The sequence below is a fragment of the Streptomyces sp. CG4 genome, assembly GCF_041080655.1.
In the GTDB taxonomy this organism is placed as follows: Bacteria; Actinomycetota; Actinomycetes; order Streptomycetales; family Streptomycetaceae; genus Streptomyces.
In genome coordinates this window covers 5,228,421-5,244,563 of record NZ_CP163525.1, presented here as the reverse complement: position 1 = coordinate 5,244,563, position 16,143 = coordinate 5,228,421, and the positions used below count along the sequence as shown (strand labels likewise).

Below are 16,143 nucleotides of genomic sequence, written 5' to 3'. Positions count from 1 at the left end.
ACTTCCGGCAGTTCACCGACGGCTGGTTATGAGCCGCTTCCCAGCGGTGATAAGTACAGTGAAGTTGGCTACCAACTTGCATGACCTGGTCAAGCTTCCCAGTGGTTGGTCGGCCGGGCTCCCTTCCGGAGGGGAGCCGGGAGTCCGGACAGGGGACGGCCACCGAAGCGCACAGTCACAACTGAACACGACATGGCACAGCCACAACTGCACACGGCACAGCACAGCCACAACTGAACAGCTCGCTACGGATGAACAGTCAACGCATCGCCTGCGGAAGGGACTTCAGAAGATGTCCGGGCACCACGGCCGCCCGGACGAGCGGAACAGGGCGTCGGCCTGCCGGGCGGCGCCCTCTCGTTCTTCCCGGAGCCGGCCGAGCGCCGCGAGCCGCACCGGCGACTCACCGCCGAGCCAGATCGAGGCCAACTCCCCCACACCCAGCGTGAGATCGGGACTCGCCGCGGGCGCCGACACACAGGACGCCCCCTCGGGCGAGGCCTCCAGCCGGAACCGCCCCCCGGCCAGTCCCGCGGCCGGTCCCCCGTCGTCCACGACGTCCAGGACCAGCGTCCCCGCCGCGTCGTACGTCCGCGCCTCAAGGGCCCGTACGACATCCAGGATCCGCACCCACAGCCAGTCCGCGTGCTCGGTGATCCGGGCCGCGCGCGGGTCGGGCAGATAGTCCGGCAGCAGGTCGTCCGGGCCGCGGAAGCCGGTCTCGACCTTCGTGATCCAGTCGATCGAGCACAGGTAGTGCCACAGGGCGCGCTCGGCGGCCGCAGTGGTGGCCGTGAGCCTGAGCACGCGGGCGGTCTGGTCCGGCTGCTTGCCGTTCCAGGTCTCGTCGGACTTGTACGCCACCAGGCCCTGGACCTCGCCGTCGGCCGCGCGGTGGACGGCGTAGAAGGGCTCGGTCCAGTCGGCGTGGAAGCGCAGGGCACCGGTGCTGAGCTGCCACCACAGCTCGTCCCGGCTGACCGCGCCGGGCTGGAGCCGGCGGAACCGCTCGTGGAACTCCGGGCCGAGCTTGCGGATGTCCGCGCCGTCCACCAGGTCGATCCGGCCGCCGTCGTCGGGCCCGGACCAGCGCGGATCCAGACCGGCCCGGGGCACCTCGATGGTCCAGGTCGTCGTCCAGGTGGCGGGGCCGAAGCCGTAGCGACCGTAGATCGGGTACTCGGCGGCGATCAGCGTGGCGACGACGTCACCGCGCTCCTTCGCCGCCGCGAGGTCCTGGTTCATCATGCGGGTGAGCAGGCCGCGGCGGCGGTGGGTGGGGCTGACGGTGACGTTCGAGATCGCGTTCGCGGGAACGAGCCCGCCGCCGACCGCGGTCAGCTCCTGCGCGAAGGAGCGGAACGTGGCCACGCACCGGTCGCCGTCGAACGCGCCGAGCAGCCGCCCCGGCACGAACTGCGCCCGGCGGGCGTCGAGTTGCTCGGGCGCCAGCACCGGCGGCTGCAGAAACCCCGTGGCCAGCGCGCGCTGCCAGTCCTCGAATTCGGCCTCGGTGACGATCCGGACGTCGCTCATACGCCCACCGTAGGCGGGCGACCCGCCGACTGTCCTCCGGGTTTTTTTCCGCCCTCAGATCAGCAGGTCGTCCACCTGGGCCTCGCCCACCCGGTAGCGGCGGGCGATCTCCGCGCTGGAGTCGTCGGCCGTGCGCTGCAGATGCTGGCGGCGCCGGGAGACCTCCTGCTCGTACTGGACCAACCGCCCCATCGCGGTGGCCAGTTCGGGATCCGTGCGGGCCTGGAGGTCGGACAGTTCGACCTCGGCGAGCATCTCGGCGGCCAGCTGCCCGTACTCCTCGTTGTGCGGGGTGCCGAGCGTGACATGGCGGGCCGAGGAGCGGTGCCGGGCCGGGGCGTCCTTGAGGATCTCCGGGAGCCGGTCGACCACGGAACCGTCCGCGGGCGCCGGCAGCGCGGCCCGGCCGCGCCGGCACAGCTCCGCGCGCAGGATGTCGATCCGGCCCTGCAGCAACCGCCGCACATAGCTGAGGTCCGCCTCTTCGCGCTGGGCGTCCCGCCGCAGGGTGCGCAGCTCGGGCAGGCTCAACAGGGCCAGATCCGGCTCGGGCGGCGGCGCGGGCAGGCTCAACAGGGCCGGATCGGGCTCGACCGGCGCCGTAGGCAGGCTCAACAGGGCCGGATCGGGCTCGACCGGCGCCGTAGGCAGGCTCAGCAGAGCCGGATCGGGCTCGGCCGGCGGCGCGGGGAGCGTCGCGCCCGCCGGAGTGTCGGCACGCTGAACCGGCGCCCGGTACGTCCCCTGCGCCCCCAGCCACCCGCTCGTACTCGGTGTGCTCATGTGGTTGTGACCGTCCCCTCGACCGGCGTGTGAAAGCATCGTGCCACCCCAACTGGCCGCTATGTGACCGAGTGCCCCCGAACGGCCCCAGATGGGGGGTTAGAGATCTATATTGGACCCCCTGTATCCGCGTGCCGGGGACCCGGCATGATGGTCCGCATGCGTGCGGTGGTGCAGAGAGTGGACGGCGCGAGCGTCGTCGTGGACGGAGAGACGGTCGGCTCGATCGAGGGCGAGGGGCTGTGCGTGCTCGTCGGGGTGACCCATGACGACACGAAGGAGAAGGCAGCGCAACTCGCCCGCAAGCTCTGGTCGATCCGCATGCTGCAGGACGAGAAGTCGTGCAGCGACATCGACGCCCCGCTGCTGGTGATCAGCCAGTTCACTCTGTACGGCGACGCCCGAAAGGGCCGCAGGCCGACGTGGAACGCCGCCGCGCCGGGTGACGTCGCCGAGCCGTTGGTGGACGAGGTGGTGGCTCAGCTGCGATCGCTCGGCGCGACAGTGGCCACGGGCCGCTTCGGCGCCCAGATGAGGGTGTCACTGACGAACGACGGGCCGTTCACGGTATTGCTGGAGATCTAGGCGTACGGCACTGAAGCTGCCCGAGGGCCGCGGGGCCGTGCCGATACGCGGCTACGGCTCGACCACGACCTCCTGCGCAGCCGCCGTCTCCCCGGCCAGGAGCCGCGCGTCGAGCGGCACGTTCCGCTTCACCAGCGCCAGAGCCACCGGCCCCAGCTCATGGTGTCGTACCGACGTCGTCACGAAGCCGATCTTGCGGCCCTCGGGGCCCTCGTCCGCGACGCGGAGCTCCGTGCCCGGGACCGGGAGGTGGACGTCGCTGCCGTCCAGGTGGAGGAAGACCAGCCGGCGCGGGGGCTTGCCCAGGTTCTGGACGCGGGCGACCGTCTCCTGGCCCCGGTAGCAGCCCTTCTGCAGATGCACCGCCGTACCGATCCAGCCCAGCTCGTGCGGGATCGTGCGGTGGTCGGTCTCGAAGCCGAGGCGGGGGCGGTGGTGCTCGACACGGAGCGCCTCGTAGGCGAGCAGACCCGCGGCCGGGCCGTGCGTGGCCGCGAAGGACTCCAGGTCCTCGCGCGGCAGGAACAGATCACGGCCGTACGCCGTCTCGCGGACCACGACGCCCTCGGGCACCTCGGCGATCGACCCGGCCGGCAGGTGGACGAGAGCGAAGTCGGCGGTCCGGTCGGCGACCTCCACCCGGTAGAAGAACTTCATCGATTCCAGGTACGCGATCAGCGCGTCCTGCGTACCGGGCTCCACGTGCGCCCAGACGGTCGTGCCGTCGTCCACCAGGTACAGCGCGTGCTCGATGTGCCCGTGCGCGGACAGGATCAGTGCCTCGGTGGCCTCGCCGGGCGGCAGCTCGCTGACGTGCTGGGTGAGCAGCAGATGCAGCCAGCTCAGCCGGTCCGCTCCGGACACGGTGACGACCCCGCGGTGCGAGAGGTCGACGAAACCGGTGCCGTCGGCGAGGGCGCGCTGCTCGCGGAACAGGTCGCCGTAGTGGGCGGCGACACCTTCGTCCACGCCCTCGGCGGGGACTGCGCCGGGCAGGGACAGCAGGGGGCTCTTCATGGGGCCAGCCTACGACGTGGTAGTTGAACTCTTCAGCGAACAGTCCTTGCACCGGCCGAAGATCGCGAAGTGCTTCATGTCCGTGTCGAAACCGAACTGCGCGCGCAGCTTCGCCGTGAACTCGGCGGCGACGTCCACATCGGCCTCGATCACGTTCTCGCAGTCGCGGCACACCAGGTGCAGATGGTGGTGGCGGTCGGCGAGATGGTAGGTCGGCGCACCGTGCCCGAGGTGGGCGTGGCTGACCAGGCCCAGCTCCTCCAGCAGCTCAAGGGTCCGGTAGACCGTGGAGATGTTGACCCCCGACGCCGTCTTCCGCACTTCCACGAGGATGTCGTCGGGGGTCGCGTGCTCCAGAGTGTCCACGGCTTCGAGCACAAGCTGCCGCTGCGGCGTCAGCCGGTAACCGCGCTGCCTGAGGTCACTCTTCCAGTCGGTGCTCACCACACCGACGAGTCTAGAACTACTTGAAGAAGGCGATGCCGTCGTCCGGCATGTCGTCGGGCAGGGCCTTGGCCCAGCGCTCGACGTCCTCCGGAGTGACGACCTTCTTCAGGTGGGCCGACATGTAGGGGCGCAGCTCGACATCGGGCGTCTGCTTCTCGCCGACCCACATGAGGTCGCTCTTGACGTACCCGTAGAGCCGCTTGCCACCGCTGTACGGCTGCGAGGCGGCCGTCCGTGCGACGGCGTCCGTGACCAGGTCGATCTGCGGCTTCTTGTCGGCCATCTCGCCGTACCAGATCTCGATGACACCGTCGTCGCGGGTCATCGTCACCTCGACCTTGCGGTCGGCGTCGATCCGCCAGAAGCCGGACTCCGACTCCAGCGGGCGGACCTTGTTGCCGTCGTTGTCCAGCACCCAGGTGTGCGAGTGGTACTCCAGGAAGTCCCGGCCGTCGTGGGTGAAGCTGACCTCCTGCCCGAAGTTGCACTTCTCCGAGCCGGGGAAGTCGTGCACGCCCGCACCGGCCCAGTTGCCGAGCAGAAAGGCGAGCGGGACGAGGTCCTTGTGCAGGTCGGACGGGATCTCAATCATGAGGGGAAAGCTTTCCTAGGTGTGGGTCAGCGCTGGCCCTGGTACAGCTTCTTCACGGTCAGACCGGCGAAGGCGAGCACGCCGACGCAGACCAGGACCAGCAGGGTTTCGAAGAATGCTTCCACGGGAGCTCCTTGAGCGAGGGCGGGCATACGACAGAGCCGGGGCCCAGCTTACGCGGCCGGAGCCCGGCCCTCCTGAGGAGGTGCGCCGTCCGGGCCTCAGCCCACTTTGACCCCGTCCACGAAGGCCTTCCAGGCGGGGGCGCCGAAGAGGAGGGGGGTGCGAGTGGTGTCCTTGCTGTCGCGGACGGGGACGAGGGGGAGGTTGTCGGCGACCTCGACGCAGGCGCCGCCGTCCGTGTTGCTGTAGCTGCTCTTGCGCCAGGCGGCGGCGCTCAGGAAGTCGTCGGAGACCTCGACGCACTGGCCGCCGTCCGGATTGCTGTAGCTGCTCTTGCGCCACGTCGCGTTACTCAGGTCGATGGCCCGCACGGCTCTTCCTCCAACATCCGCAGGATGAACTTCCGCGACTCGGCCGGGTTCAGTGCCAGGTCACGCATTGCATCGTACGCACGTTGCAACTGCTCAACTGAGCGATTTTCCTCGACCAGTTCACCACGGTACGCGTTCTCCGCATAGGCCACCGTCTGGCCATCCAGCAGCCGCAGAAACATCACGTCAGTGCTCACCAGTCCATGCAGACCGGAGCTTTGCAGCAGGACCTGGATCGTGATGTTCAGGCGCTCGGACGCCTCCAGCAGGTATTCCAGCTGCTCCCGCCACTCACCTGCATCGCGTAGCGGCGTACGCAGCACCGCCTCCGCGATAAGGGCACGGAACGGCGGCGCATCCTCGCCCTCCAGCACGTTCCGCCGACCGGCGCGGGCCTCGACTTGCTGGTCAAGCTCCTTGCCCCTGTAGCCGCCCAGCGCGAGGACCTCACGCGCGTAACCGTCCGTCTGGAGCAGGCCTGGCAGGATGCTCACGCCGTAGTGCCACAGGCTGAACGCCTCCGCCTCCAGCTCCATATAGCCCCGGTACTGCTCCTTGAACTGCTTCGGGTCCGCGACAGCCAGCTCCCAAAGGGTCACCAGCAGCGGAGACGTCCCGTAGTACTGGTCCAGCGCCTGTACGACTTCGGGCCCGCCCAGCGTCTGGCCGTTCTCCATCTTGCTGAACAGGGACGCATCCCAGCCCGCGTCCCTGGCAAGGTCCCGCAGGCTCACGCCCCGCTCGCTCCGCCGCAGCCGTAACTCCTCGGCGAACCGTGCCCTCGGCTCCTGGCTCCGTCCCGTGATCACCAACCGCTGTGGCATCGCGCTCCCGTTGAATTTGTCGAATTTGGCGGCCTCAGCGTTGAACTTGAGCCTCTCAACAGCCCAAACGCCGCTTCCATGCGCCATGCTCGAAGCACCCGAACACGCAGCGTAGTTCAGCGCTTGCGCTGCGCACAGGCGTTCATGGAAAGGAGCTGCCCCGATGACAACGAAGTCGGAGCCCCTCGAACCCGGATCCCTCCTCTACGACCCGGCGACCAGCCAGGTCGGCGAGTACCGGGACAAGTCAGGCCCGTACGCGACGCTGCGCCCCGTCGGCGGCGGCCGGGAGTGGCAGGCCGACCCGGCCTCGCTGCGCCCGGCCACACCTCGGGAGCGGCTGAGCGCCGAGGTGCGGGCGACGAACCAGCACACCCGCGCGGCCGGTGCGAGCGTGCCGCCGGACCCCGAGGACCTCAGCCGACCGCCCTGGCCGATCCCCGGCTGCCCGGCCTGCACGGAGCTTGCCGGGCGCAGGGAGGCCGCCCGCGCCGAGCACGACCGCAGCGCCGAGACCGACGCGAACGTCCTGCTGCGCCAGCACCAGCGGAAGGAGCACCGGGCGTGACGGGGCTGCCGTATGAGGAGTGCAAGCGGCGCCAGACGGAGGTGCGTACACCTCGGGACCCGGAGTTCGTCCAGCCCGCCTACGCGCTGCCGCCCTTCCACCCGTATTTCGCCGAGCAGGCCCGGCAGAGACGGCGTCGGCGGTCGGTCGACGGGGCCGTCGTCAGCGGCGTACTCACCGCCCTCTGTCTCGCCACTCTGATCGTCACCGTCGTCGCCGCGGCTACGCTTCCCGTATGACCAAGAAGCTCGTGATCAAGGTGACGGCGGGGGCCGACGCGCCCGAGCGCTGCTCGCAGGCCTTCACCGTGGCGGCGGTGGCCGTGGCCAGCGGCGTCGAGGTCTCGCTGTGGCTGACCGGGGAGTCGTCCTGGTTCGCACTGCCGGGGCGGGCGGCGGAGTTCGAGCTGCCGCACGCCGCCCCGCTGCCCGATCTGATCGCCTCGATCCTCGCCGCCGGGCGCATCACGCTGTGCACGCAGTGCGCGGCCCGGCGGGCGATCACCGAGAAGGACGTCATCGAGGGCGTACGGATCGCGGGGGCGCAGGTGTTCGTGCAGGAGGCGCTGGCGGACGGGACGCAGGCGCTCGTCTACTGAGCCTTCTCCTCAGCCTTCTAGTGAGCCTTCTACCGAGCCGTCCGCTGAGTCTTCTTACGAGCGCGGGCGCTTCTTGCCGTCCAGTTCGTCCCACCACTCGTCGGACTGGGGATCGCCGGAGGGGTCGTCCCACCAGCGGTCCTCCGGGCCCCGCCGGTTCGCGACCATCGCGGCGACGGGCGGAATCAGCATGGCCACCACGCACATGCCGACGGCCGCCGGGACCGACCAGATGCGCACGACTCCCCAGGCCAGGACGAAGAGCCCGATACAGGTCCCCATCATGGCGAAGTAGATGTGCCGCCGCCGCGCGTACATAAGACCAGGGTAGGTCCGGAGGTCCCTGTCACAAGTGATCCACAATCGCCGCCCGGGCCCGGCCCGCAGGGTTACCGTGACGTAGCCACACCAGTCTCCGCCCCGGGGGGAAACACCACATGCGCGCCCTGCGAATAATCCTGATCCTCGTCGTGATCCTGGGCGGGCTGTTCGTGATCGCGGACCGGATCGCCGTGCACTTCGCCGAGGGGCAGGCGGCCGACAAGCTGAAGTCGACGGAGAACCTCGCCTCGACGCCGGATGTGAACATCAAGGGGTTCCCCTTCCTCACCCAGGTCGCGGGCGGGTCGCTCGACGACGTCGAGGTCGGGATCAAGGACTACGGCGCGGCCACCGGGACCACCGGCCAGAAGATCCGGATCGGCGACCTGAAGGCCGACATGAAGGGCGTCTCCTTCTCCGGGAACTACAGCTCGGCCACCGCGGACAGCGCCACCGGCACCGCGACCATCTCGTACGCCGAGCTCATGAAGACCGCCAAGGCCCAGCCGACCGAGGTCGCCCCCGGGATCACGGCCAGGATCGTCGGCCTCTCCGACGGCGGCAACGGCAAGATCAAGGTCATGGTCGAAGGCACCATCTCCGCCCTGGGGATCAAGCAGACGGTGCCGGTGCTCAGCTCGGTGACCGTCGAGAACGACAAGGTGCAGGTCCACGCCGACTCGCTGCCCAGGCTCGGCGCCGCCGCGATCGCCGAGACCCGCATCCGCGAGATCACCGACTTCCAGCAGGCCGTCGACCAGCTGCCCGGCGGCATCAAGCTGGACAAGGTGCAGGCCGCGGCGGACGGTGTGCAGATCTCGGTGAAGGGTTCCCACGTCAAGCTGGCGGGGTAGTAGTACCGCTTGTGGACGGGGATTGTCCGACTGGCGAGACGGTGTCGTCCGTAACGTAGATCCGAGACCCGTACGAGCGCTCGGCAGGCCGCACGACGGCCGCCGGGCGCCTTTCTCGTCCCGCCATACGGACGATCGTGTCTCGTCATATGACACACCGGTGACACGCCTCCCCGGACGTCCCTACGATCGGGCCCATGCGGTATTCGACAAGCGTCCTCCAGCCGCGGGGACAGGCGGATCTCACGAAGCGGCGGGCAGTGGACCTGTGCCGCGTTGCCGCCATGCTCTGTCGCCCCTTCTGAGCGAAAGTCCCCGACTTCCGCATCTCACGCCCTGCCCTGCTGGAAGGGCACCCGTGCGCCGTATGCGCCGCACACCCCTCTCTACTCGCACGCCCTGCCGCAACTGCCCCGGAGGAGAAAGAGCATGAGCCGCAGCGACGTCCTCGTCGACGCCGACTGGGTCCAGGACAACCTGGACAACCCGAACATCGCGATCGTGGAAGTGGACGAGGACACGTCCGCCTACGAGAAGAACCACATCAAGAACGCGATCCGTATCGACTGGACCAAGGACCTGCAGGACCCGGTCCGCCGCGACTTCATCGACCAGGCCGGCTTCGAGAAGCTCCTGTCGGCGAAGGGCATCGCCAACGACACCCTGGTGATCCTCTACGGCGGCAACAACAACTGGTTCGCGTCGTACGCCTACTGGTACTTCAAGCTCTACGGCCACGAGAACGTGAAGCTTCTCGACGGCGGCCGCAAGAAGTGGGAGCTGGACGCCCGCGAGCTGGTCGATGAGGTCCCGGAGCGCGCCGAGACCACCTACAAGGCCAAGCCGCAGAACACCGCCATCCGCGCCTTCCGTGACGACGTCGTCGCCGCGATCGGCTCGCACAACCTGGTCGACGTGCGCTCGCCCGACGAGTTCTCCGGCAAGCTGCTCGCCCCGGCGCACCTGCCGCAGGAGCAGTCGCAGCGTCCGGGTCACGTCCCGAGCGCGAAGAACATCCCGTGGTCGAAGAACGCCAACGACGACGGCACGTTCAAGTCGGACGAGGACCTGAAGGCCCTCTACGCCGAGGAGGACGTGGACCTCGCCAAGGACACGATCGCCTACTGCCGCATCGGTGAGCGCTCGGCCCTGACCTGGTTCGTGCTGCACGAGCTGCTCGGCGTGGAGAACGTCAAGAACTACGACGGTTCCTGGACCGAGTACGGCTCCCTCGTCGGCGTGCCGATCGAGCTCGGCGCCGGCAAGTAAGACACCCACTTCATCAGGAGAACAGCATGTGTGGAGCGAAGGCCGGCGGTCCGGACGCCTCGACGATCAAGCCCGGTGAGACCACGATCCAGGGCCAGGTGACCCGCGACGGCGAGCCGGTGAAGGGGTACGTCCGTCTCCTCGACTCGACCGGCGAGTTCACCGCGGAGGTTCCGACCTCGGCGACCGGTCAGTTCCGGTTCTACGCGGCCGAGGGCACATGGACCCTGCGGGCGCTGGTGCCGGGTGCGACTGCCGACCGCACGGTCGTCGCCCAGCAGGGTGGTCTGGCCGAGGTTGCCATCGCCATCTGAGTGGTTTCAGCAGTGACGGGCTGAAAGGCCAAGGGCCGTACCCCTGGGGTTGGACACCAGTGGGGGTACGGCCCTTCGGCTGCTCGCCGTGGGAGTGCCTCGTCAGTGCCGGGTGCGGGTGCGCGGGGGTCGTTCGCGCAGTCCCCCGCGCCCCCTGGCGAACCGCAGCACCGTTGGCCGCAAGCGAAGCCCCGCGCCTCAGCCCAGGGCACGCCCCAATACCCACACCACCGGAGCCGCAGCCGACAGGGGCAGTGCCACGCCCGCGGTGAAGTGGACGAAGCGGGACGGGTAGTCGTAGCCGGCGACCCGGTGGCCGATCAGGGCGCAGACGCCCGCCGCCACGCCCAGGGCCGCACCCTTCGGGCCCAGCCCCGTCACATCGCCCACGGCGATCCCCGCACCCGCGGCGGCCAGCAGGGACACCACGATCGCGGCCGGCCCCGGCAGGGGCAGCGCCTTCGCCACGATCGCCACCGCCACCGCCGCCGCGCCCACGGACACCGCGTGCGGGTCGGCGCCCAGATACCCGGTGGCCAGTACCGACAGCGCCGCCGAGACGACCGTTGCCATCAGGCCGTACATCCGCTCGTCCGGTGAGGCGTGCGAACGCAGCTGCAGGACCAGGGACAGCAGGACCCACAGGCCCAGCGGGCCGAGGATCGCGGCGGGTGCGTTGTCGCGGCCCGCGGCCAGGACCGCCACGTCCGCCGCCAGCCCGCCCGCGAACGCCAGCGCGATGCCCTGCCGGGCCGGCCACATGCCGTTCAGCCGGAACCAGCCCGCCGCCGTCACCGCCTGGAGCACCACCAGCGGGACGACCAGCGCGTACGAGGCGATCGGCGCCGTCGCGGCCAGCAACGCGCCCAGCACCGCGGTCAGCAGTGCCGGCTGCATACCGGGCTCGATGATCGGCGAACGGCCCTCCAGCCGCGCCCGCTGGGCGTCCGTGATCCGGGTGTTGCCGGCGAGCGTGGCGGGTCCGTAGGCCGGCTCGGACTCCGACTCGGACTCCGGGACGGCCCGCTGTGCGTGTGCCGGGGCCGGGGCCGGGGTCGGGGCCGCTGTCATCGCCGGTTCAGGCCGCGGCTGAGGCATCGGCTGCGGCTGGGAGTGCGGCTGCGGCTGGGGAGCCGAGGTGTACGGGCCCGCGTACGGCTGCTGCTGGTACTGGCCCTCGTACTGCTGCGGCGGCGCATACGCCGTCTCCGCCGCCTGCGCGGGCATCTGGAGCGACGCGTGCGTCTGGGAATCCCAGGTCTGTCCCTGCCAGTGCTGGGTGGGCTGGGGGTCGTAGCCGGACTGCTGCTGCCCGTGTCCGGCGTACTGGTCCTGCTGCGGCCACTGCTGCTGGTGCTGCTGGTGCTGCTGATAAGGGTCGTAGCCCTCGTAGCCCTCGTACGGGTTGCCCTGGTAGGGCTGTCCGCCCTGATACGGCTGGTCGCTCATCGCCTCACCCTCCTGCGAACGGCGGGAGCACTTCGACCGTGCCGCCCTCGGCCAGCCGTACCGTCTCATGCGCGCGGGTCCCGACGGGGTGACCGTCGACGAGGAAGGAGCATCGCTGCAGCACGCGCGTGAGTTCACCGGGGTGTCGCGCGCGTACGGCGGCCAGCGCGTCGGCGAGCGTGTCCGCGTCGTACGGCTCCTCGGCGACCCGGGCCGCGGCCTTCGCGGCGGCCCAGTAGCGCACCGTGACCTTGGGCATCTCGTTCCTCAATCGGCGGCAAGGGACATCAAAGGACTTCAAAGACAGAGAACAGATGGTGTCAGGCTAGCCCGCCGCACCGACAGCCCAGTCCGCGATCCGGGCCAGCAGCGCGTCGTCCGCCGCGTGCTCAGCGTGGCCCATGCCCGGCTCCACCCACAGTTCCCCGTGGTCACCGGCCGCCTCGGCGAGCATCCGGGGGTGGTCGAGGGGGAAGTAGCCGTCGCGGTCGCCGTGCACGATCAGCAGGGGAGCGGGGGCGATCCTGGGGACCGCCTGCACCGGCGACAGGGGCACCGGGTCCCAGTCGCGGTGGTGGATGCGGGTGCGCAGGCCGTAGCGGCCGACCAGGCGGCCCTCGGGGCGGGTGACCAGCCAGTGCAGCCGGCGCATGGGGGCCGTGCCGCGGTAGTACCAGCGGGCGGGGGCGCTGACCGAGACCACCGCGTCCGTCGTGCCGGGGCGCAGGGCCGCGTGGCGCAGGACCACCGAGCCACCCATGGAGAAACCGACCGTCGCCACGCGCGCGTGCCCGCGGCCACGGGCCCACTCGACGGCGGCAGCGAGGTCCAGGATCTCCCGGTCGCCGACCGTGGACCGGCCCCCGGAGCGCCCGTGGCCCCGGAAGGAGAAGGTGACGACCGCGCCGTAACGGGCCAGGACGCCCGCCACCCTTCGTACGTGCGGACGGTCCACGTCCCCGGTGAAGCCGTGCGCGACGACGAACACCAGGCCACGGACGGGCGAACGGAGGGCGTCCGGGAGTGTTTCGTATACGAGGGTGCCCGGGTCGTATACGAAATCGATCGGAACCCCGTCGGCGGTGTGCAGAAACGTCCGGATAGGGGCCTGTCTGCCTGTCTCGGGATTCGGACGAACGGTGGAATGCGCCACTTGACCTGCCGGACGGTTCCTCATGTGGGCTATTCTGCTGGGCAGAGGACTCGGGCAGCGCAGCCCCCGGGTCCTTTTGTGCTTTCGGAAGCGTTGTATACGAAGCGGGAAACCTCAGGTGACCGCGGGTGTGTACGGGGCCTTCGGGATCGCAGAGCAGTGCCCGTCCGCACAGCCTCGCAGGGACCGAGGAGGAACCAGACGTATGAGTTCTCTGCTGCTCCTGACCAACGCCCTCCAGCCGTCGACGGAGGTGCTCCCCGCCCTCGGCCTGCTTCTGCACAATGTGCGGGTCGCCCCGGCCGAGGGCCCCGCCCTGGTCGACACCCCGGGCGCCGACGTGATCCTCGTCGACGGCCGCCGTGATCTGCCGCAGGTGCGCAGCCTGTGCCAGCTGCTGCGCTCCACCGGCCCCGGATGTCCGCTGGTCCTCGTCGTCACCGAGGGCGGTCTCGCCGCCGTCACCGCCGACTGGGGCATCGACGACGTGCTTCTCGACACCGCGGGGCCCGCGGAGGTGGAGGCACGGCTGCGGCTGGCCATGGGCCGGCAGCAGATCGTCAACGACGACTCCCCGATGGAGATCCGCAACGGCGACCTCTCCGTGGACGAGGCGACGTACAGCGCGAAACTCAAGGGGCGGGTCCTCGACCTCACCTTCAAGGAGTTCGAGCTGCTGAAGTACCTCGCCCAGCACCCGGGCCGGGTCTTCACCCGCGCCCAGCTGCTGCAGGAGGTGTGGGGCTACGACTACTTCGGCGGCACCCGGACGGTCGACGTGCACGTACGGCGCCTGCGCGCCAAGCTCGGCCCGGAGCACGAGTCGCTGATCGGCACCGTACGGAACGTCGGTTATCGATTCGTTACGCCCGAGAAGGCCGACCGGTCCGGTGAGAAGACCGACCGCTCCGCGGAGAAGGCCAAGGCCGGGGCGGACCGGGCAAAGGCGGAAGATGCGGACGCTTCCGCCGTGCCGAGCGGCGAGGAGATCCACGCGGACGTCTAGCGCAGGCATGGAACGCGCCCGGGCGGGGCATTGCTTCAGCACATCCAAGCACTGATACGCCCTGCCCAGAGCGGGTCCATCCGCGTAGACTCCGCGCGTGGCCAAGGTGACTCGGGATGACGTGGCACGGCTGGCTGGAACCTCCACCGCCGTCGTCAGTTATGTCATCAACAACGGACCCCGGCCGGTCGCCCCGGCCACGCGCGAGCGTGTCCTCGCGGCGATCAAGGAACTGGGGTACCGGCCCGACCGGGTGGCCCAGGCGATGGCCTCGCGCCGCACCGACCTCATAGGCCTGATCATCCCGGACGCCCGTCAGCCCTTCTTCGGCGAGATGGCGCACGCGGTCGAGCAGGCCGCCTCCGAGCGCGGAAAGATGGTCCTGGTCGGCAACACCGATTACATCGGCGAACGCGAGGTCCACTATCTGCGCGCCTTCCTGGGCATGCGCGTCTCCGGGCTCATCCTCGTCTCCCACGCCCTGAACGACCTGGCCGCCGCCGAGATCGACGCCTGGGACGCCCGGGTGGTGCTGCTGCACGAGCGGCCCGAGGCCATCGACGACGTCGCCGTGGTCACGGACGACCTGGGCGGCGCCCAGCTCGCCGTACGCCATCTGCTGGAGCACGGCTACGAGTACGTCGCCTGTATGGGCGGTACGGCGGAGACGCCGGCCGTCGGCGACCCGGTCTCCGACCACGTCGAGGGCTGGAAGCGGGCCATGGCCGAGGCGGGCCTGCCCATCGAGGGCCGGCTGTTCGAGGCGCCGTACAACCGCTACGACGCGTATCGCGTCGCCCTGGAGATCCTCTCCGGGCCGCGCCGCCCGCCGGCGATCTTCTGCTCCACCGACGACCAGGCGATCGGCCTGCTGCGGGCCGCGCGCGAGCTGCGCATCGACGTGCCCGGCGAGCTGGCGGTGGCCGGCTTCGACGACATCAAGGAGGCGGCGCTCGCCGACCCGCCGCTGACCACGGTCGCCTCGGACCGCTCGGCGATGGCCCGCGCGGCGGTCGACCTGGTCCTGGACGACGGGCTGCGGGTGGCGGGCTCGCGCCGTGAGCGGCTGAAGACGTTCCCGTCCCGGCTGGTGGTGCGGACGTCCTGCGGCTGTGGGAGCTGAGCAGCCCCGGCACCGGCTCTGCCGAGTCTGCGAGCGGCTTCCGGGTCCGTCTGCATGGTCCGCCTTTATATCGGGCAAACGAGGTTCTGCCGGGCTTCTCAGCCGGTACTCAGGAAGCTCTCACGTTCGCGGGGGACTCTCTTTGACATGACCGAGAGCCAGGGCAACGACGCGCAGCGGTATCCGCAGTACCCGCAGCAGCACTCCTCCTACTCCGCTCCCGCGAGCCACTCCGCTCCCGTGGGCCCTGAGTGGCCGCCCCCGCCGCCGTACCAGCCTCCCATGGACCCGGCCCCCCACAAGCGCCGGGGCAACCGGGGTCCGGTCGCCCTCCTCGCGGCCGTCGCGATCGTCGCGGCGGCGGTCGGCGGCGGCACCGCGTACGCCTTCCAGGAACTGACCGGCAAGGACACGGTCGCCACCGCCGGCCCGAGCACCCATGTGGTGCCGGCCGGCAAGAAGGGCGACGTCGCGGCGATCGCGGCCGCGGTCAGCCCGAGCGTGGTCGAGGTCCAGGCGGCCCTCGGCAACGGCTCGTCCACCGGCTCCGGCGTGATCATCACCGGTGACGGCGAGATCGTCACCAACAACCACGTCATCTCCGGCGCGCAGTCCGTCAAGGTGCGCACCAGCGACGGCAAGAGCTACACCGCCGAGGTCGTCGGCACCGACAGCTCCAAGGACCTCGCGCTGATCAAGCTGCGGGGCGCCTCCGGTCTGAAGCCCGCGTCCCTCGGCAACTCGTCGGGCGTCCAGGTCGGTGACTCGGTCGTCGCGATCGGCTCCCCCGAGGGCCTGACCGGCACCGTCACCAGCGGTATCGTCTCCGCGCTCAACCGGGACGTGACCGTCTCCACCGACGAGAGCCAGGGCCAGGGCGGCGACGGCAGCTGGCCGTTCCAGTTCGGCGGCCGTCAGTTCAACGGCGACACCGGTTCGTCGACGACGACGTACAAGGCGATCCAGACCGACGCGTCCCTCAACCCCGGCAACTCCGGTGGCGCGCTGATCGACGCCGGCGGGAACGTCATCGGCATCAACTCCGCGATGTACTCGTCGAGTCAGCAGTCCTCGTCGTCCTCCGACGCGGGCAGCATCGGCCTCGGCTTCGCGATCCCCGTCAACACCGTCAAGTCCGACCTGGCGAAGCTGCGGGCGGGCACCAAGAGCTAACGCTTCACCTCAGTCAGCAGGGGGCACGTCCAGCAGG

General features: G+C 70.0%; 22 protein-coding genes. 11 read left to right on the top strand and 11 right to left on the bottom strand.

Annotated elements, in window-relative coordinates:
* Window positions 1–285 precede the first annotated feature (285 nt).
* Complete coding sequence (locus AB5L52_RS23825; protein WP_369366061.1) at window positions 286–1,536, bottom strand: GNAT family N-acetyltransferase; 1,251 nt, start codon at window positions 1,534–1,536, stop codon at window positions 286–288.
* Between the two features lie 54 nt (window positions 1,537–1,590).
* Window positions 1,591–2,319, bottom strand: a complete 729-nt coding sequence (locus AB5L52_RS23820) for an aerial mycelium formation protein (protein ID WP_369366059.1) — start codon at window positions 2,317–2,319, stop codon at window positions 1,591–1,593.
* A 159-nt stretch (window positions 2,320–2,478) separates the two neighbouring features.
* Between AB5L52_RS23820 and dtd the strand changes: the two genes are divergently transcribed.
* Complete coding sequence (dtd, locus tag AB5L52_RS23815) at window positions 2,479–2,904, top strand: D-aminoacyl-tRNA deacylase (RefSeq protein WP_369366057.1); 426 nt, start codon at window positions 2,479–2,481, stop codon at window positions 2,902–2,904.
* Between the two features lie 51 nt (window positions 2,905–2,955).
* Here the strand turns inward: dtd and AB5L52_RS23810 are convergent, their stop codons facing one another.
* The 5 genes from AB5L52_RS23810 to AB5L52_RS23790 form a co-directional block, all read right to left on the bottom strand.
* A complete protein-coding gene (locus AB5L52_RS23810) occupies window positions 2,956–3,921 on the bottom strand; it encodes a folate-binding protein (RefSeq protein WP_351030816.1) in 966 nt (321 codons plus the stop codon).
* A 9-nt stretch (window positions 3,922–3,930) separates the two neighbouring features.
* Window positions 3,931–4,368: a Fur family transcriptional regulator gene (locus AB5L52_RS23805; protein ID WP_351030817.1), complete on the bottom strand. Its 438-nt coding sequence runs from the start codon at window positions 4,366–4,368 to the stop codon at window positions 3,931–3,933.
* 16 nt (window positions 4,369–4,384) lie between these two features.
* Entirely contained in the window at window positions 4,385–4,960 is a 576-nt protein-coding gene (locus AB5L52_RS23800; protein WP_369366054.1) for an FABP family protein, read from the bottom strand.
* A 221-nt stretch (window positions 4,961–5,181) separates the two neighbouring features.
* A complete protein-coding gene (locus tag AB5L52_RS23795) occupies window positions 5,182–5,454 on the bottom strand; it encodes a DUF397 domain-containing protein (RefSeq protein WP_351030821.1) in 273 nt (90 codons plus the stop codon).
* Window positions 5,436–6,278 carry a helix-turn-helix domain-containing protein gene (locus AB5L52_RS23790; RefSeq protein ID WP_369368956.1) on the bottom strand — a complete coding sequence of 281 codons (843 nt, stop codon included), beginning with the start codon at window positions 6,276–6,278 and terminating at the stop codon, window positions 5,436–5,438. Before AB5L52_RS23790 ends, AB5L52_RS23795 begins: the two co-directional genes overlap by 19 nt.
* Before the next feature lie 163 nt (window positions 6,279–6,441).
* Between AB5L52_RS23790 and AB5L52_RS23785 the strand changes: the two genes are divergently transcribed.
* The 3 genes from AB5L52_RS23785 to AB5L52_RS23775 are packed head-to-tail and all read left to right on the top strand — an operon-like array spanning window position 6,442 to window position 7,444.
* Window positions 6,442–6,846: a hypothetical protein gene (locus tag AB5L52_RS23785; protein ID WP_351030823.1), complete on the top strand. Its 405-nt coding sequence runs from the start codon at window positions 6,442–6,444 to the stop codon at window positions 6,844–6,846.
* A complete protein-coding gene (locus AB5L52_RS23780; RefSeq protein WP_369366052.1) occupies window positions 6,843–7,085 on the top strand; it encodes a hypothetical protein in 243 nt (80 codons plus the stop codon). The genes AB5L52_RS23785 and AB5L52_RS23780 overlap by 4 nt, the downstream gene beginning before the upstream one ends.
* On the top strand, window positions 7,082–7,444 hold the full coding sequence (locus tag AB5L52_RS23775) for a DsrE family protein (protein WP_369366050.1): 363 nt from the start codon (window positions 7,082–7,084) through the stop codon (window positions 7,442–7,444). The genes AB5L52_RS23780 and AB5L52_RS23775 overlap by 4 nt, the downstream gene beginning before the upstream one ends.
* 54 nt (window positions 7,445–7,498) lie before the next feature.
* On the opposite strand, the gene AB5L52_RS23770 is transcribed toward AB5L52_RS23775, so the two are convergent.
* Entirely contained in the window at window positions 7,499–7,762 is a 264-nt protein-coding gene (locus AB5L52_RS23770; RefSeq protein WP_351030831.1) for a DUF3099 domain-containing protein, read from the bottom strand.
* A 119-nt stretch (window positions 7,763–7,881) separates the two neighbouring features.
* On the opposite strand from AB5L52_RS23770, the gene AB5L52_RS23765 reads away from it, so the two are divergent.
* The 4 genes from AB5L52_RS23765 to AB5L52_RS23750 all read left to right on the top strand — a co-directional run bounded on the left by AB5L52_RS23765 (window position 7,882) and on the right by AB5L52_RS23750 (window position 10,202).
* Entirely contained in the window at window positions 7,882–8,619 is a 738-nt protein-coding gene (locus AB5L52_RS23765; RefSeq protein WP_369366048.1) for a DUF2993 domain-containing protein, read from the top strand.
* Between the two features lie 197 nt (window positions 8,620–8,816).
* Window positions 8,817–8,924: an Ms5788A family Cys-rich leader peptide gene (locus AB5L52_RS23760; RefSeq protein ID WP_348273507.1), complete on the top strand. Its 108-nt coding sequence runs from the start codon at window positions 8,817–8,819 to the stop codon at window positions 8,922–8,924.
* A gap of 124 nt (window positions 8,925–9,048) precedes the next feature.
* Window positions 9,049–9,888: a sulfurtransferase gene (locus AB5L52_RS23755; RefSeq protein WP_351568903.1), complete on the top strand. Its 840-nt coding sequence runs from the start codon at window positions 9,049–9,051 to the stop codon at window positions 9,886–9,888.
* Window positions 9,889–9,914: 26 nt separating this feature from the next.
* On the top strand, window positions 9,915–10,202 hold the full coding sequence (locus AB5L52_RS23750) for a DUF1416 domain-containing protein (protein WP_351030838.1): 288 nt from the start codon (window positions 9,915–9,917) through the stop codon (window positions 10,200–10,202).
* Window positions 10,203–10,400: 198 nt separating this feature from the next.
* On the opposite strand, the gene AB5L52_RS23745 is transcribed toward AB5L52_RS23750, so the two are convergent.
* From AB5L52_RS23745 to AB5L52_RS23735, 3 genes are all read right to left on the bottom strand, one after another.
* Complete coding sequence (locus AB5L52_RS23745) at window positions 10,401–11,651, bottom strand: hypothetical protein (RefSeq protein WP_369366046.1); 1,251 nt, start codon at window positions 11,649–11,651, stop codon at window positions 10,401–10,403.
* 4 nt (window positions 11,652–11,655) lie between these two features.
* On the bottom strand, window positions 11,656–11,910 hold the full coding sequence (locus tag AB5L52_RS23740; protein WP_369366045.1) for a MoaD/ThiS family protein: 255 nt from the start codon (window positions 11,908–11,910) through the stop codon (window positions 11,656–11,658).
* 66 nt (window positions 11,911–11,976) lie between these two features.
* A complete protein-coding gene (locus AB5L52_RS23735) occupies window positions 11,977–12,828 on the bottom strand; it encodes an alpha/beta fold hydrolase (protein ID WP_351030843.1) in 852 nt (283 codons plus the stop codon).
* A gap of 181 nt (window positions 12,829–13,009) precedes the next feature.
* Here AB5L52_RS23735 and AB5L52_RS23730 point away from each other — a divergent pair, with 181 nt between their 5' ends.
* From AB5L52_RS23730 to AB5L52_RS23720, 3 genes are all read left to right on the top strand, one after another.
* On the top strand, window positions 13,010–13,810 hold the full coding sequence (locus tag AB5L52_RS23730; RefSeq protein ID WP_351030846.1) for a response regulator transcription factor: 801 nt from the start codon (window positions 13,010–13,012) through the stop codon (window positions 13,808–13,810).
* Between the two features lie 97 nt (window positions 13,811–13,907).
* Window positions 13,908–14,933 carry a LacI family DNA-binding transcriptional regulator gene (locus AB5L52_RS23725; protein WP_351030848.1) on the top strand — a complete coding sequence of 342 codons (1,026 nt, stop codon included), beginning with the start codon at window positions 13,908–13,910 and terminating at the stop codon, window positions 14,931–14,933.
* Window positions 14,934–15,080: 147 nt separating this feature from the next.
* Entirely contained in the window at window positions 15,081–16,106 is a 1,026-nt protein-coding gene (locus AB5L52_RS23720) for a trypsin-like peptidase domain-containing protein (protein WP_351030850.1), read from the top strand.
* Window positions 16,107–16,143 lie beyond the last annotated feature (37 nt).

Bases quoted from the DNA above. Each gene is read 5' to 3' on its own strand.
- AB5L52_RS23825 (WP_369366061.1), bottom strand. From the start codon at position 1,536: ATGAGCGACGTCCGGATCGTCACCGAGGCCGAATTCGAGGACTGGCAG.
- AB5L52_RS23820 (WP_369366059.1), bottom strand. From the start codon at position 2,319: ATGAGCACACCGAGTACGAGCGGGTGGCTGGGGGCGCAGGGGACGTAC.
- dtd (WP_369366057.1), top strand. From the start codon at position 2,479: ATGCGTGCGGTGGTGCAGAGAGTGGACGGCGCGAGCGTCGTCGTGGAC.
- AB5L52_RS23810 (WP_351030816.1), bottom strand. From the start codon at position 3,921: ATGAAGAGCCCCCTGCTGTCCCTGCCCGGCGCAGTCCCCGCCGAGGGC.
- AB5L52_RS23800 (WP_369366054.1), bottom strand. From the start codon at position 4,960: ATGATTGAGATCCCGTCCGACCTGCACAAGGACCTCGTCCCGCTCGCC.
- AB5L52_RS23790 (WP_369368956.1), bottom strand. From the start codon at position 6,278: ATGCCACAGCGGTTGGTGATCACGGGACGGAGCCAGGAGCCGAGGGCA.
- AB5L52_RS23785 (WP_351030823.1), top strand. From the start codon at position 6,442: ATGACAACGAAGTCGGAGCCCCTCGAACCCGGATCCCTCCTCTACGAC.
- AB5L52_RS23775 (WP_369366050.1), top strand. From the start codon at position 7,082: ATGACCAAGAAGCTCGTGATCAAGGTGACGGCGGGGGCCGACGCGCCC.
- AB5L52_RS23770 (WP_351030831.1), bottom strand. From the start codon at position 7,762: ATGTACGCGCGGCGGCGGCACATCTACTTCGCCATGATGGGGACCTGT.
- AB5L52_RS23765 (WP_369366048.1), top strand. From the start codon at position 7,882: ATGCGCGCCCTGCGAATAATCCTGATCCTCGTCGTGATCCTGGGCGGG.
- AB5L52_RS23760 (WP_348273507.1), top strand. From the start codon at position 8,817: ATGCGGTATTCGACAAGCGTCCTCCAGCCGCGGGGACAGGCGGATCTC.
- AB5L52_RS23755 (WP_351568903.1), top strand. From the start codon at position 9,049: ATGAGCCGCAGCGACGTCCTCGTCGACGCCGACTGGGTCCAGGACAAC.
- AB5L52_RS23750 (WP_351030838.1), top strand. From the start codon at position 9,915: ATGTGTGGAGCGAAGGCCGGCGGTCCGGACGCCTCGACGATCAAGCCC.
- AB5L52_RS23745 (WP_369366046.1), bottom strand. From the start codon at position 11,651: ATGAGCGACCAGCCGTATCAGGGCGGACAGCCCTACCAGGGCAACCCG.
- AB5L52_RS23740 (WP_369366045.1), bottom strand. From the start codon at position 11,910: ATGCCCAAGGTCACGGTGCGCTACTGGGCCGCCGCGAAGGCCGCGGCC.
- AB5L52_RS23735 (WP_351030843.1), bottom strand. From the start codon at position 12,828: ATGAGGAACCGTCCGGCAGGTCAAGTGGCGCATTCCACCGTTCGTCCG.
- AB5L52_RS23730 (WP_351030846.1), top strand. From the start codon at position 13,010: ATGAGTTCTCTGCTGCTCCTGACCAACGCCCTCCAGCCGTCGACGGAG.
- AB5L52_RS23720 (WP_351030850.1), top strand. From the start codon at position 15,081: ATGACCGAGAGCCAGGGCAACGACGCGCAGCGGTATCCGCAGTACCCG.